Genomic DNA, 12,190 nt, shown 5'->3' on the forward strand with positions numbered 1-12,190 from the left:
TGTGAAAAGCCGTCAGGGGACTGTCCGCAGGATCCGGCTTGGCACCAAACCGCCCCTTGCCAGAATCGAACAAATCTGGAACACGCAGCGCCATGTCGCTTACCCAGATCGTCGTGCGCGGGGCGCGCGAGCATAACCTCAAGGGCTTTGACGTCACCCTGCCGCGTGACAGCCTGATCGTGATCACCGGGCTGTCGGGCTCGGGGAAAAGCAGCCTCGCGTTCGATACGATCTATGCCGAAGGGCAGCGGCGTTATGTCGAGAGCCTGTCGGCCTATGCCCGCCAGTTCCTCGAGATGATGCAGAAGCCCGATGTCGAACATATCGACGGGCTGAGCCCCGCGATCTCGATCGAGCAGAAGACCACCAGCCGCAACCCGCGCTCCACCGTCGCCACGGTGACCGAGATCTATGACTACATGCGCCTGCTGTGGGCGCGGGTCGGCGTGCCCTATTCGCCCGCCACGGGTGAGCCGATCAGCGCGCAGACGGTTAGCCAGATGGTTGACCGGGTGATGGCGCTGCCGGAAGGCACGCGCGCCTATCTGCTCGCCCCGGTGGTGCGCGGGCGCAAGGGCGAATACCGCAAGGAACTGGCCGAATGGCAGAAGGCCGGCTTCACCCGCGTGCGGATCGACGGTGAGTTCTACGCGATCGAAGAGGCCCCCACGCTCGACAAGAAGTACAAGCACGACATCGAGGTGGTGGTTGACCGGATTGCGGTGCGCGAAGGCATCGAAACCCGGCTGGCCGACAGCTTCGAACAGGCGCTCAAGCTGGCCGAGGGGCTGGCCTATATCGACCTGGCGGACGGTACGGTGCCGGGGCGCGAGGAGGAGAAGGGCGGGGCGATGAAGGGCGCCGGCCTGCCCGCCAACCGCATCGTCTTCAGCGAAAAGTTCGCCTGCCCGGTCTCGGGCTTCACGATCGAAAGCCTGGAACCGCGGCTGTTCAGCTTCAACGCGCCGATGGGTGCCTGCCCGGCCTGCGATGGCCTGGGCGAAAAGCTGCTGTTCGATCCGCAGCTGGTGGTCCCGAACGAGGCGCTTAGCCTCAAACAGGGGGCGATCGTGCCCTGGGCGAAGAGCAACCCGCCAAGCCCCTATTACATGCAGGTGCTCTCCAGCCTGGCCGCCGAATTCGGCTTCAGCCTGGAAACCCCCTGGCAGGACCTGCCGGTCGAGGTGCGGATCGTGATTCTCCACGGCACCGCCGGGCGCGCGGTCAACCTGACCTTCACCGACGGGAAAAAGAGCTACACGGTCAAGAAGGCGTTCGAAGGCGTGATCGGCAATCTCAACCGCCGCATGCTGCAGACCGAGAGCGCCTGGATGCGCGAGGAACTGGGCAAGTTCCAGACCGCGCAGCCGTGCGAGGCCTGCGATGGCAAACGCCTCAAGCCCGAGGCGCTGGCGGTGAAAGTGGCCGGCGCGGATATCTCCAGCATCACCGTGCTGTCGGTCGCGGCGGCGGTGGACTGGTTCCTGGCGCTCAACGACCAGCTCAACCCGCAGCAGCAGCAGATCGCCAAGGCAATTCTGAAAGAGATCAACGAACGCCTTGGATTCCTTAACAATGTCGGGCTCGACTATCTGAACCTCAACCGCACTTCAGGTACGCTGAGCGGGGGGGAGAGCCAGCGGATCCGGCTCGCCAGCCAGATTGGTTCGGGCCTCTCGGGCGTGCTCTACGTGCTCGACGAACCCAGCATCGGCCTGCACCAGCGCGACAACGACCGGCTGCTCGAAACGCTGAAACGCCTGCGCGATCTGGGCAACACCGTGATCGTGGTCGAGCATGACGAGGACGCGATCCGCCACGCCGATCACATCGTCGATCTGGGCCCCGGCGCCGGGGTGCACGGGGGTGAGATCGTCGCCCAGGGCACGCTCGACGATATCCTCGCCAGCACCGAAAGCCTGACCGGGCAGTACCTTTCCGGCACCCGCCGGATCGAGGTGCCCAAGGCGCGGCGCAAGGGCAACGGCCACCACCTGACGGTCCACGGCGCGCGGGCCAACAACCTGCGGGGTGTCACCGCCGCGATCCCGCTCGGCACCTTCACCTGCATCACCGGCGTCTCCGGCTCGGGCAAGTCAAGCTTCACGATCGACACGCTCTACGCCGGCGCCGCGCGCGCGCTCAACGGCGCACGGGTGATCGCCGGGCCGCATGACAAGATCACCGGCCTCGAACTGTGCGACAAGGTGATCGAGATCGACCAGTCGCCGATCGGCCGCACCCCGCGCTCCAACCCCGCCACCTACACCGGCGCCTTCACCCCGATCCGCGACTGGTTCGCCGGGCTGCCTGAAAGCGAGGCGCGCGGCTACAAGGCCGGGCGCTTCAGCTTCAACGTCAAGGGCGGCCGGTGCGAGGCGTGCCAGGGCGACGGGCTGATCAAGATCGAGATGCACTTCCTGCCCGACGTTTACGTGACGTGTGAGGAATGCGGCGGCAAGCGCTACAACCGCGAAACGCTGGAAGTGAAGTTCAAGGGCCACAGCATCGCCGACGTGCTCGACATGACGATCGAGGACGCGGAAGAGTTCTTCAAGGCCGTCCCCCCGATCCGCGAAAAGATGCACATGCTGAACGAGGTCGGCCTGGGCTACGTCAAGGTCGGCCAGCAGGCCACAACACTCAGCGGCGGCGAGGCGCAGCGGGTGAAACTGGCGAAGGAACTGTCAAGGCGGTCAACCGGGCAGACGCTCTACATCCTCGACGAACCGACCACCGGGCTGCACTTCGAAGACGTGCGCAAGCTGCTCGAAGTGCTGCAGCGGCTGGTCGATCAGGGGAATTCTGTGGTGGTGATCGAGCACAACCTTGATGTGATCAAGGTGGCGGACTGGATTGTGGACCTTGGGCCTGAAGGCGGCGTGCGCGGCGGGGAGATTGTCGCGGAGGGCACACCGGAGGATGTGGTGAAGAATGGGCGGTCTTATACGGGGCATTACCTCAAGCCGCTGCTGACCAGATAGATCCTCCCCCCTTGGGGGAGGTGGCTGGCCCGGAGGGCCAGGCGGAGGGGGCGGTCCCTTCTCGAGCCGGGGAGGGGGGTAGCGCGGCGCGCTGAAGGTTACGGCTTCGCCGGGATTGGTTCACACAAAGACACGAAGACACGAAGACACGAAGATAGGAAGGGATTAGGGGGATTGGGGACGTGTCACAGCAATTTTCACTACTCCTCTGCCTGCGGCTTTGGTGGAACCCTGAATCTAGAAACGAGGTCGTGCAATGGGCTTGAGGATTCTTCTTTTTCGATATGCGAAAGTGGTGCTTCTTCAACCCGGTCAAGGGCGATACCTAGCAACCGCTTTTGCAGCTCTTCATCACCAACTTCTTGGCTTTCGCGCCGATAGCCTTCATACGCTTCCGCGACTGAAGCCTTAAATCCGTAGTCTTCCGAAAGCCGGAAGCGTTGGCCAATTTGCCTTGTCAGCAGCCAAGCAAACCAAACAGGAGCTGCTACACTCAATGCCGTGAGCGCGACGTTTGCCCATAGAATCTGATGATCCAATCGGGGATTGCTCAACAGTTTCTCGATAAACTGAATTCTCGAATGGGATATGTTAGCAGCAGTGAAAAGTGATATAGCCAACAGTGCCATTAAAATATATGTAGATATACTCAATACGTTCGATCTTTTTGCGAACGACCTTCCCAATCCTTGACGAATTGCAGCCCTTTGAATGCCATCGATCGAGCTCGTCAGTTCATGGCTTGTTACAAGATTTCTCTCGATTCGTTCAACATATTCGGATATCTTTTTGTCGGAATCTTCTGCTTGTTTTGATAGGTTGGCAATCAATCTTGTAGCATTTTCGAACTTTGCTCTCGCATCGTCCAATCCGGAAAGACTGGCTGGGAGCGCGTTGGCCGCTTGGTGTGCCTCGTCAATTAAACGAATCTTGCCGCCAACCTCGCCGAACTGTTTCTCAATATTCCGAACGCCGCGATCAACTGTGTCCAGTCGCTTCTTTATAGATGCCGGCACGAGAGATTTTTCTTGAATTTCTTCCCAGTTTGGCTGGGTCGGGTCGATCTTTTCCAGTAGGGCATCGATTGCATCTAGCATTGGGAAAATCGCTATATAAGCGAAATACGCATTGCCTCCGTTTGAATTTGGAAGAGTGTTTCCGCTCAGAAAGTTCACAGTTGCAGGAATTCGAGAGAATCTATCCACGATCGATTGATCGGATACATCTACATTTATTGAAGAAGAAAGATGTTCTATAGTTCTTGCGATCCTGTCGGAAAAATCTTGTTTCGAAATTCCTGGATTCTGCCAGCTAAAGTGTTCAGAAAACGATGCACCATCTGGAAATTGATTTTGCACCTGATTATTTAGCGTGGTCAGAGCGCCGATAATTTCATTCAGTTGTGATGTTAATATCGCCATGATTCAGATTCCAGGTTGAATCGATTCAGTGTGAATCCTTTTATCGGCTTATGACTCAGGCTCTTCAATCAGTGACTGCAGCCTTATTCCCAACTTTGATGATCACTGACGTTTCGACGACAGAAGTAAAGTTGCGGTGCCAGTTTAGGTTACGGTGCCAGTTTACCAATTTCGCCCTCTCCGCGTCTCCCTTCTTCCTCTGCGTTCTCTGCGCGAACCCCACTTGCTCCGCCAGCCCCACCCGCTAACCTCACCGCATGCCGCCAAGCTCCCCATACCGCCCCGAGTTCGAAGCCGCCTTGCGGCTGCTCGCGCAGATCAGTTCGGCGATGGATGCGGCGGGGTATCGTCCGCCGGTGCTGGTCGGGGGCGGGGCGGTTGAGATTTATACGCGCGGGGCGATCAATACCGGGGACTTCGATCTGTCCTGCGGGCGGCAGGACATTCTTGAGGCCCTGATGCAGCAATACGGTTTCGTTCGCCCGTCGGGTCCGGGTGTGGCGACGCGCGGCTGGGTGCATCCCGGATTCAAGCTGGGTTTCGAAGTGGTGTCCGATGTGCTGCTCGACGGGCTGGCCGACCGCACGATGGTGCGCGTGGTCGAACTGGCACCCGATGGCGCGGTGGCGGTGATTGCGCCCGAGGATATCATTGCCGACCGGATGGGGCAGTATGCCTCTGGCAGTGCGCCGGAAATGCTGGGGCAGGCGCGGGCACTGTTCGGACTGTCCGAACAGCTCGACCTGGGCTATATGGAGCGCCGCATTTGTGAGGAAACAGGCGGCCAATATGGCGTTCAAGACCTTGAAGACGCGGCGTGAGCCGGTGACGCTGGAAGCGCTGGGTCAATCGATCGAGCGCCGCCGCGCGGTCGTGGGCGATGTGGATCCACCTCGCAATTCCGGCAAGAACCGCACCGCATCGAAGCGTGCGCTGCTGGCGGAGATCGAGAAGCTGGGCGGGAAGTGGTGAGGGTGCGTTAGCCCCCTCCGTCAGCGCTGCGCGCTGCCACCTCCCCCAAGGGGGGAGGATCTTTGGGTCTTTGGCAGGTTCAGGACGAGCGGGGGAGGATCTTTCAGGGTGAAGCAAAACACATGACCCACCGCATCTACGCCATGCCCTTCGCCGCGATCCATCGCGCTTACATCAACAAGGTGGAGCGCAAGGGGCGTTCGCAGGCGGAGCTGGACCAGGTGTTGTGCTGGCTCACCGGGCATACGGCTGAAAGCCTGGCTGCGGCGGTGGCGGGCGGGGTGTCGGTGGAGCTCTTCTTTGGCGGGGCGCCCTTGCTCAATCCGGCGCGCTCGCTGGTGACCGGGGCGGTCTGCGGGGTGAAGGTGCAGGAAGTGGCCGAGCCGCTGATGCGCGAGATCCGGATCTGCGACAAGCTGGTCGATGAACTGGCCAAGGGCCGGGCGCTGGAGAAGGTGCTGCGCTGATCCTCCCCCGTGGGGGAGGGGCAATTAGTTCACACGAAGACACGAAGACACGAAGAGGTCTGGCGAGGACACCACTCCCGTTTCTCTCGCAAAGCTCGTATTGTATTCAACCGATCCAATTGGGCCCGCTTCGCGGGGAGGCGCAAGCATGCCGCCTCGCGTGCCATCTTTGTGTCTTCGTGTCTTCGTGTGAACCCAATCCAACCCTGCCATTTTCCTACTTGGCCGGCCTGTGTCATGCTGGGCGCGATCCGCTCATTCTCATTGTCGGTCTCTTCCAGGACAGCCCCCGGCGCGGGCCGGGTGGCGAGGCTTGGCTATGGCCGCATAGTTTGTGCGCGCATGTGTTTCATCAACTAACGCCGGAAAAGCGTTTGTTTTCAGTAGAGGTGTTTGAAAGTCTTGCGCGTTTGGGGCACGAAAATGTCACCAACTGACGCGCTTTTGCAGCGGTTCGTCGCCAAGTGCCGCTTCAGCCGCGCTTCGAGCTTTCGCGGACCAGCAGGCGGACGGGGACGCGGCGGCTGTCGAGCGGTTCGCCGGCGATCTCGGCCAGCAGCTTGTCGACCATCATTTCCCCGGCGACGCGGAAATCGGGTTCGACCGAGGTGAGCGGCGGGGCGGAGTAGGCGCCGGCGCGGATCCCGTCGAAGCCGACCAGCCCGACCGTGCCGGGCACGGCCAGGCCCCGGGCGTGCAGCTCGTCAAGCGCGCCCAGCGCGATCGGATCGCAGACCGCGAACAGCGCGTCGAACGGGGTTCCGGCCTCGATCAGGGCGGCGACGGCGCGGCGGCCCTGTTCCTCACGCGGCAGGCCCTTTTCGATCGGCAGCAGCACGGGGTCGAGCCCGGCGGCGCGCATTTCCTCGGCATAGCCATCGTAGCGCTCACCAAACTGGCGCTGCGGCGAGGTTTCGGAGCCGAGGCAGACGATCTGGCGATAGCCCTGGTCGATCAGGTGGCGGGTCGCCATCCGGCCGCCGCCGTGGTTGTCGCTGCGGATCCATTCGACATCGTCGAACGGCGCGCCCCAGCAGACCCAGTGCATCCCGCCCTGGCCAAGCTGGCGGAAATAGTCCCAGGCCGAATAGTTCTCGGTCGTGCCGATCACCGCCAGCCCGTCGGCCTTGCGCTGTTCCTGGTAACGGCCGTTGAAATTGTCGGGCCCGTCCTGGAAGCTGACCAGGGTTTCATAGCCCCGGAGCGAGGCCGCGCCGCACAGCGAGGCGAGCAGCGCGGAGTGGAACGGGTTGAGGTCCTTGCGGTCTTCGCCCGGGCGGCAGACCACCACCACCGCCAGGGTGCCGGTGCGGCCGGTGCGCAGGCGGGCGGCGTTCTCGTCAACGAAGTAGTTGAGCTTGCGCGCGGCCTCGGCGACCCGCAGCCGGGTTGCCTCGCTGACCACCGGATCGCCCGCCAGCGCGCGGCTGACGGTTGACTGGCTGACACCCGCCTCGGCCGCGACATCGAACGAGGTGACGCGGAACGGGCGGGGGCGGGGCTTGTCCTGGGTGTCTCCCATCGGACCGCTCTACATCGCCGAGATGCCGCCGTCGAGTTTGAGTTCGGCCCCGGTCATGAAGCGGCTCTCGTCGGAGGCGAGGTAGAGCACGCCGTTGGCGATATCGTCGGGATGGCCGACGCGCTTGAGCGGGATCTGGCGGGCCAGCTTGTCCATGATCACTTCCTTGGGCTTGCCGGTGCTGGTGACCATGCCGTCAAGGATCGGAGTATCGATGAAGGTCGGGTGGACCGAGTTGCAGCGGATGTCCCAGCCCATCTTGGCGCAGTACAGTGCGACCGACTTGGACAGCATCCACACCGCCGCCTTGCTGGCGTTGTAGCCGGGCATGGTGTCCGACGCGATCAGGCCGGCGATCGAGGAGATGTTGACGATCGAGCCGGGCTGGGTGTCCTTCATCAGCGGCAGCGCCTTCTGGCAGCCGAGGAAGACCGAATCGACGTTGATCGCGAAGCCGCGCTGCCAGTCGGCCAGGGTGCAGGTCTCGATATTGCCGCGCACGCCGACGCCGGCGTTGTTGACCAGGATCGAGAGGCCGCCCATCAGCTCGTTCGCCGCCTCGATCGCCTCGATCCACTGGTCTTCGCGGGTCACGTCGAGCGATACGGCATGTGCGGTGCCGGCGCCGAACTCGGCGTTGATCGCCTTGGCCTGCGCCTCGGCCCCGGCCGCGTTGATATCGGCCAGCAGCACCTGCGCGCCGTGCCGGGCCAGCATCGCGGCCTGCGCCGCACCCAGACCCTGCGCCGCGCCGGTGACCAGCGCCTTCTTGCCTTGAACCCGTCCGCCCATCGTCATTGTCCTCCCAACAGTCCCGGAGCCAGCAGCATCAGCAGCCGCACGTCAATCCCCAATCCGCGGCTGCGCGCCATTTCGACAAATTGCGGCAGATGGGAGCGCGCGACGCGGTGGACGACGATGTCCTCGCCGGCGATGCCGCCGCCCGGGCCGACCTTGCTGAGCCCATGCGCGCGGACCAGCGTGAAGCTCTCGCTGACCATGCCGGGAGAGGAATAGAATTCGCCCAGGTGCTCGATCCGCTGCGCGGCATAGCCGGTCTCTTCCTCCAGCTCGCGCGCGGCGGCCATCAGCGCATCCTCACCCTCGGCGCCTTCGTCATCGCCGATCAGCCCGGCGGGGAGTTCCAGGCAGCGCTTCTGCAGGGGCACGCGGAACTGTTCGACCAGGATCACGTGATCCTCCTCGTCCACCGCCAGAATCACCGCAGCGCGGATCCCGCGGGCGCGGGTGACATATTCCCACTTGCCGCGGGTGCGCGCGGTGATGAACTTGCCGGCCCAGCGGATCTCTTCGGGTTCGTTGTCGCTCATGGTCCTCCCCTTGCGAGGAAGGCCTTAGACCTCGATCAAGCGATCGGGCAATTCGTTTGTGTCGTCATCGGCGCGGGGGAAGTGCTGGGCCAGGATCTCCCCGACCTGCTCGATCGCACCGACCAGGCCCGCACCCGCTTCGCCCCGGCGGATCCCGCCGACCAGCGTGGCCATCGCCTCGCCCCAGACCTCGGGCGGGACCTTGCTGGCAATTGCTGCGTCGGCGACAATTTCGGCGCGATGTTCGGCCAGGCTGAGATAGATCAGCACCCCGGTGCGCCCATGGGTGCGGCGTTCGGCCCCGATCTTGAAATTGGTCACTGCGCGGGCGCGAACCCGGGCATGCTTGAGCGGGCCGGGAACCAGCAGCAGCCGCAGCGGCTGCCACAGCTGGAGCAGGTACATGCCCAGGAACTTGAGCGTGGCCACCAGCAGAGCCAGCCCCAGCACCTTGCCGGGATGCCATTCCGCCTGCCAGGCCCCGGTCACCCGATCGACCAGCGGCAGGTAGACCGGCCAGAACCAGCCGAGCACTGCAAGCGCGAGGATGGCGGCAAAAGCCGACCACCACAGCGCGACATCGTGATAGCTGTCCGAACGGTCGGCCATGATCGTCACGATCTCGCCGGCGGTGGCTTCTTCGGCCTTGGCGACCGCGGCGCTTACAGCGGCACGATCGGTCTCGGTCAGGGAAAATTGCTGGGCCATGCGCGCGCTCCCTACCAGCTACCCGAGGCGCCGCCGCCACCGGACGAGCCGCCGCCGCCCGACCAGCCGCCACCGCCGCCGCTCCAGCCGCCACCGCCGCTGCTGCGGTGGCTGCCCGAATTGGCGAGGCCTTCCAGCACGCTCCACAGGATCACTTCGCCCACCCCGCTGGCACGCCGCCGCCGCCGACCGGCGGAACCGCGCAGCATGGGCAGGATGAAGAACAGGAAGAAGAACGCCAGCCAAACGATCGCGCTGGGATCGAAATCCGATTGCTTGCTGTCGGCAACAGGGGCCTGGGCGGCAACCCGCTGTGCCTCTTCCGCGCTCAGGCCCATCTGCTTGACCAGCGCGTCGGCGCCTGCCTCGATCCCGCCGGGCATGTCGCCGGCCTTGAACTTGGGCAGGATGATCTGGTTTATGACCAGGAACGAGTAGCCGTCGGTGACGATCCCTTCCATGCCATAACCCACCTCGATCCGCAGCTTGCGGTCATTGGGGGCGATCAGCAGCATCACGCCATCGTTGCGCTGCTTGTCGCCCAGTTGCCAGGAGCGGAACAGCCGGTTGGCATAGTCGGCAATGTCATAGCCTTCGAGGCTGGAGACCGTCACAACCTGCAACTGGCGCTGCGACTGGGTCTTCAGCGCGACCAGTTTCTGGGCGATCCGGGCCTCCTGATCGTCCGGGATGACATTGGCCTGATCGACCACCGGGCCGGTCAGTTCGGGAAAGCTCTGCGCCTGGGCCCAGTTTGGCACCAGCACGGCAAACAGCAGCACCAGCGCGCCCGCCACCTGGGCGAGCGCGCGGTTCATGCTGGGCAGGGGGCGGGGCCCCATCGGCTGGCCCTTTCGCCTAGATCTTGCCTTCAAGGCTGGGCGCCACTTCCGCGCCCGGGGTCTTGGCTTCATAGGGGACCATCGGCTTGGAACCGTAGATCACCTTGGCGCCAATGATGCTGGGGAAGGTGCGGATCTCGGTGTTATAGGCGCGCACGGCTTCGTTATAGTCGCGCACCGCCACGCGGATGCGGTTCTCCTGCCCTTCCAACTGGCTCTGCAGCATCTGGTAATTGGTGATGCTCTTGAGGTCCGGATAGGCTTCGGCATTGGCCAGCAGCCGGCCAAACCCGCCCAGCGCGCCAGACAGCTGGTTCTGGGCGTCCTGGAACGCCTTCATCTTGGCCGGGTCGGTCAGGTCTTCGGCCTTGATCTGGATGCTGGTGGCCTTGGCCCGGGCTTCGGTCACGCCGACGAGGATGCCCTTTTCCTGCTCGGCCGCGCCCTTGGCCACGGCGGCCAGGTTCGGGATCAGGTTGGCACGTTCCTGGAAGGCGGCCTGGACATCGGCCCACTTGGCCTTGGCCTGTTCTTCGGCGGTGGGGATCGCGTTGACCCCGCAGCCGGCCAGGCTGGCGGCGCCGACGGCCACGATCATCGCGCGGGAAAAGCTGGTGGGGAACGAAGCGGACATGGGCGCACTTTCCTCTGTTCGGGCCCGGCAGACAGCGCCGGGTTGCGCAGCGAATGTAGCGTCGCTCTGTCCCGGTTCAAGCACTGACCGGAAAAATGCGGTGAGCTTCAACGCTTGGCAGATTTGTCAAATGGTGGCAGACCCTTAACCAAGGGAAACCGAAAAGGGGAGTTGCACCATGTTTAGTGAATTCAAGGCCTTCATCGCGCGCGGCAACGTGCTTGATCTGGCAGTCGGCGTGATCATCGGTGCGGCATTTGGCAAGATCGTGTCCTCGTTGACCGATGATGTGCTGATGCCGCTGATCAGTGCGATCGTCGGCGATACCGATTTTTCGAACAAGTACATGGTTTTGAGCGGCAATGTTGCCGAAGGCACGCCGCTGGCAGCGGCCAAGGAAGCCGGCGCCAACGTGCTGGCCTGGGGCAGCTTCATCACTGCGATCATCAACTTCCTGATCCTGGCTTTCGTGATCTTCCTGATCGTGCGCCAGGCCAACAAGGTGATGGTCAAGCCGGAAGAGGCTCCGGCCGGGCCGAGCGAAGTCGATCTGCTTACCGAAATCCGCGATGCGCTGAAGAAATAACGGATTTCAGGCGAAAAATGCAAGGGCGGGGATCGCGGTGCGGTCTCCGCCCTTTTCATTTACGGTTGGGTCCCTATATTGGGTTTCGCCGGGTTCGCCCGGCTATGGCGATAAACTGCACCGTGCAATAGGCGCAGCGGACCCGGGGGCGGTACCCGGCGGCTCCACCACTTTTCCTGCTCCGGCAGGATAAATGACGGGGCCGAACTAGGATCGACGTGTGTTGAAAAGCGATGTTTTCGCCCGGGCTGAGTAACCCGTTCAAGGCTCAAAACTCACAAGTGCCAACGACAACGAAGCACTTGCTCTCGCCGCGTAATTTTAGGGGCTAACGCCCTGACGTTATAAAGCGACAGCACGGTTCGGACCGAACCGGGTAACAGAATCGGAAACCGGGGGCCCGGAGGGAGCCTAGCAACAGAATCCCTCCACTATCCCTTAAATCCCGTGTATCAGAACGCCGTTTCGGGCCGTTCCCGCAAGCGCTTTTCGTGCTTCAGGCAGTCGAGGATCTTGGCCCCGGCCAGGAACACCGCACAGGTGCAGGCCAGGAACAGCAGCTTGCCGCCATAGCCGGGGAACTTCACCAGATAGATCCGCCCGCGTTCGACCGCGCCCAGCGCCAGTGCATAGATAATCAGGTACGCCTCAACCGGAGTCTTGATCACAAACAGGCGTTTGATTTTCTGCAGCATGGCGATCCCAATTTCTTAACGCGATTCT

General features: G+C 62.8%; 13 protein-coding genes and 1 other RNA gene. 6 read left to right on the forward strand and 8 right to left on the reverse strand.

Features of this window, described 5'->3' with window-relative positions:
• Window positions 1-92 precede the first annotated feature (92 nt).
• Complete coding sequence (gene uvrA / locus IT549_RS05695) at window positions 93-2,984, forward strand: excinuclease ABC subunit UvrA (RefSeq protein ID WP_292970682.1); 2,892 nt, start codon at window positions 93-95, stop codon at window positions 2,982-2,984.
• A gap of 200 nt (window positions 2,985-3,184) precedes the next feature.
• Here the strand turns inward: uvrA and IT549_RS05700 are convergent, their stop codons facing one another.
• Window positions 3,185-4,405 (reverse strand): hypothetical protein, encoded by a 1,221-nt coding sequence (locus tag IT549_RS05700; protein WP_292970683.1) that lies wholly within the window; start codon window positions 4,403-4,405, stop codon window positions 3,185-3,187.
• A gap of 257 nt (window positions 4,406-4,662) precedes the next feature.
• Between IT549_RS05700 and IT549_RS05705 the strand changes: the two genes are divergently transcribed.
• From IT549_RS05705 to IT549_RS05715, 3 genes are all read left to right on the forward strand, one after another.
• On the forward strand, window positions 4,663-5,226 hold the full coding sequence (locus IT549_RS05705; protein WP_292970685.1) for a hypothetical protein: 564 nt from the start codon (window positions 4,663-4,665) through the stop codon (window positions 5,224-5,226).
• Window positions 5,195-5,377, forward strand: a complete 183-nt coding sequence (locus IT549_RS05710; protein WP_292970687.1) for a hypothetical protein — start codon at window positions 5,195-5,197, stop codon at window positions 5,375-5,377. Before IT549_RS05705 ends, IT549_RS05710 begins: the two co-directional genes overlap by 32 nt.
• Window positions 5,378-5,499: 122 nt before the next feature.
• Window positions 5,500-5,844, forward strand: a complete 345-nt coding sequence (locus tag IT549_RS05715; RefSeq protein WP_292970689.1) for a DUF2200 domain-containing protein — start codon at window positions 5,500-5,502, stop codon at window positions 5,842-5,844.
• A gap of 472 nt (window positions 5,845-6,316) precedes the next feature.
• On the opposite strand, the gene IT549_RS05720 is transcribed toward IT549_RS05715, so the two are convergent.
• Genes IT549_RS05720 through IT549_RS05745 form a run of 6 tightly spaced genes read right to left on the reverse strand, consistent with a single transcriptional unit; the run spans window position 6,317 to window position 10,881 of the window.
• Window positions 6,317-7,366, reverse strand: a complete 1,050-nt coding sequence (locus tag IT549_RS05720; protein WP_292970692.1) for a substrate-binding domain-containing protein — start codon at window positions 7,364-7,366, stop codon at window positions 6,317-6,319.
• A gap of 9 nt (window positions 7,367-7,375) precedes the next feature.
• Window positions 7,376-8,158 carry an SDR family oxidoreductase gene (locus IT549_RS05725; RefSeq protein WP_292970695.1) on the reverse strand — a complete coding sequence of 261 codons (783 nt, stop codon included), beginning with the start codon at window positions 8,156-8,158 and terminating at the stop codon, window positions 7,376-7,378.
• 2 nt (window positions 8,159-8,160) lie between these two features.
• On the reverse strand, window positions 8,161-8,697 hold the full coding sequence (locus tag IT549_RS05730; RefSeq protein WP_292970697.1) for an NUDIX hydrolase: 537 nt from the start codon (window positions 8,695-8,697) through the stop codon (window positions 8,161-8,163).
• Between the two features lie 24 nt (window positions 8,698-8,721).
• Window positions 8,722-9,405 carry a hypothetical protein gene (locus tag IT549_RS05735; protein ID WP_292970700.1) on the reverse strand — a complete coding sequence of 228 codons (684 nt, stop codon included), beginning with the start codon at window positions 9,403-9,405 and terminating at the stop codon, window positions 8,722-8,724.
• 11 nt (window positions 9,406-9,416) lie between these two features.
• Window positions 9,417-10,247: a TPM domain-containing protein gene (locus tag IT549_RS05740; RefSeq protein ID WP_292970702.1), complete on the reverse strand. Its 831-nt coding sequence runs from the start codon at window positions 10,245-10,247 to the stop codon at window positions 9,417-9,419.
• A gap of 16 nt (window positions 10,248-10,263) precedes the next feature.
• Window positions 10,264-10,881, reverse strand: a complete 618-nt coding sequence (locus IT549_RS05745; RefSeq protein ID WP_292970704.1) for a LemA family protein — start codon at window positions 10,879-10,881, stop codon at window positions 10,264-10,266.
• 178 nt (window positions 10,882-11,059) lie between these two features.
• Between IT549_RS05745 and mscL the strand changes: the two genes are divergently transcribed.
• Together mscL and ssrA are read left to right on the forward strand one after the other, a co-directional pair.
• Entirely contained in the window at window positions 11,060-11,467 is a 408-nt protein-coding gene (gene mscL / locus IT549_RS05750; RefSeq protein WP_292970706.1) for a large conductance mechanosensitive channel protein MscL, read from the forward strand.
• Between the two features lie 48 nt (window positions 11,468-11,515).
• Window positions 11,516-11,900, forward strand: a transfer-messenger RNA (tmRNA) gene (gene ssrA, locus IT549_RS05755).
• A gap of 19 nt (window positions 11,901-11,919) precedes the next feature.
• Here ssrA and IT549_RS05760 read toward each other — a convergent pair.
• A complete protein-coding gene (locus tag IT549_RS05760) occupies window positions 11,920-12,162 on the reverse strand; it encodes a hypothetical protein (protein WP_292970708.1) in 243 nt (80 codons plus the stop codon).
• Between the last annotated feature and the right edge of the window lie 28 nt (window positions 12,163-12,190).

Source organism: Novosphingobium sp. (assembly GCF_020852455.1).
Taxonomy (GTDB): domain Bacteria; phylum Pseudomonadota; class Alphaproteobacteria; order Sphingomonadales; family Sphingomonadaceae; genus Novosphingobium.

Bases quoted from the DNA above. Each gene is read 5' to 3' on its own strand.
- uvrA (WP_292970682.1), top strand. From the start codon at position 93: ATGTCGCTTACCCAGATCGTCGTGCGCGGGGCGCGCGAGCATAACCTC.
- IT549_RS05700 (WP_292970683.1), bottom strand. From the start codon at position 4,405: ATGGCGATATTAACATCACAACTGAATGAAATTATCGGCGCTCTGACC.
- IT549_RS05705 (WP_292970685.1), top strand. From the start codon at position 4,663: ATGCCGCCAAGCTCCCCATACCGCCCCGAGTTCGAAGCCGCCTTGCGG.
- IT549_RS05710 (WP_292970687.1), top strand. From the start codon at position 5,195: ATGGCGTTCAAGACCTTGAAGACGCGGCGTGAGCCGGTGACGCTGGAA.
- IT549_RS05715 (WP_292970689.1), top strand. From the start codon at position 5,500: ATGACCCACCGCATCTACGCCATGCCCTTCGCCGCGATCCATCGCGCT.
- IT549_RS05720 (WP_292970692.1), bottom strand. From the start codon at position 7,366: ATGGGAGACACCCAGGACAAGCCCCGCCCCCGCCCGTTCCGCGTCACC.
- IT549_RS05725 (WP_292970695.1), bottom strand. From the start codon at position 8,158: ATGGGCGGACGGGTTCAAGGCAAGAAGGCGCTGGTCACCGGCGCGGCG.
- IT549_RS05730 (WP_292970697.1), bottom strand. From the start codon at position 8,697: ATGAGCGACAACGAACCCGAAGAGATCCGCTGGGCCGGCAAGTTCATC.
- IT549_RS05735 (WP_292970700.1), bottom strand. From the start codon at position 9,405: ATGGCCCAGCAATTTTCCCTGACCGAGACCGATCGTGCCGCTGTAAGC.
- IT549_RS05740 (WP_292970702.1), bottom strand. From the start codon at position 10,247: ATGGGGCCCCGCCCCCTGCCCAGCATGAACCGCGCGCTCGCCCAGGTG.
- IT549_RS05745 (WP_292970704.1), bottom strand. From the start codon at position 10,881: ATGTCCGCTTCGTTCCCCACCAGCTTTTCCCGCGCGATGATCGTGGCC.
- mscL (WP_292970706.1), top strand. From the start codon at position 11,060: ATGTTTAGTGAATTCAAGGCCTTCATCGCGCGCGGCAACGTGCTTGAT.
- IT549_RS05760 (WP_292970708.1), bottom strand. From the start codon at position 12,162: ATGCTGCAGAAAATCAAACGCCTGTTTGTGATCAAGACTCCGGTTGAG.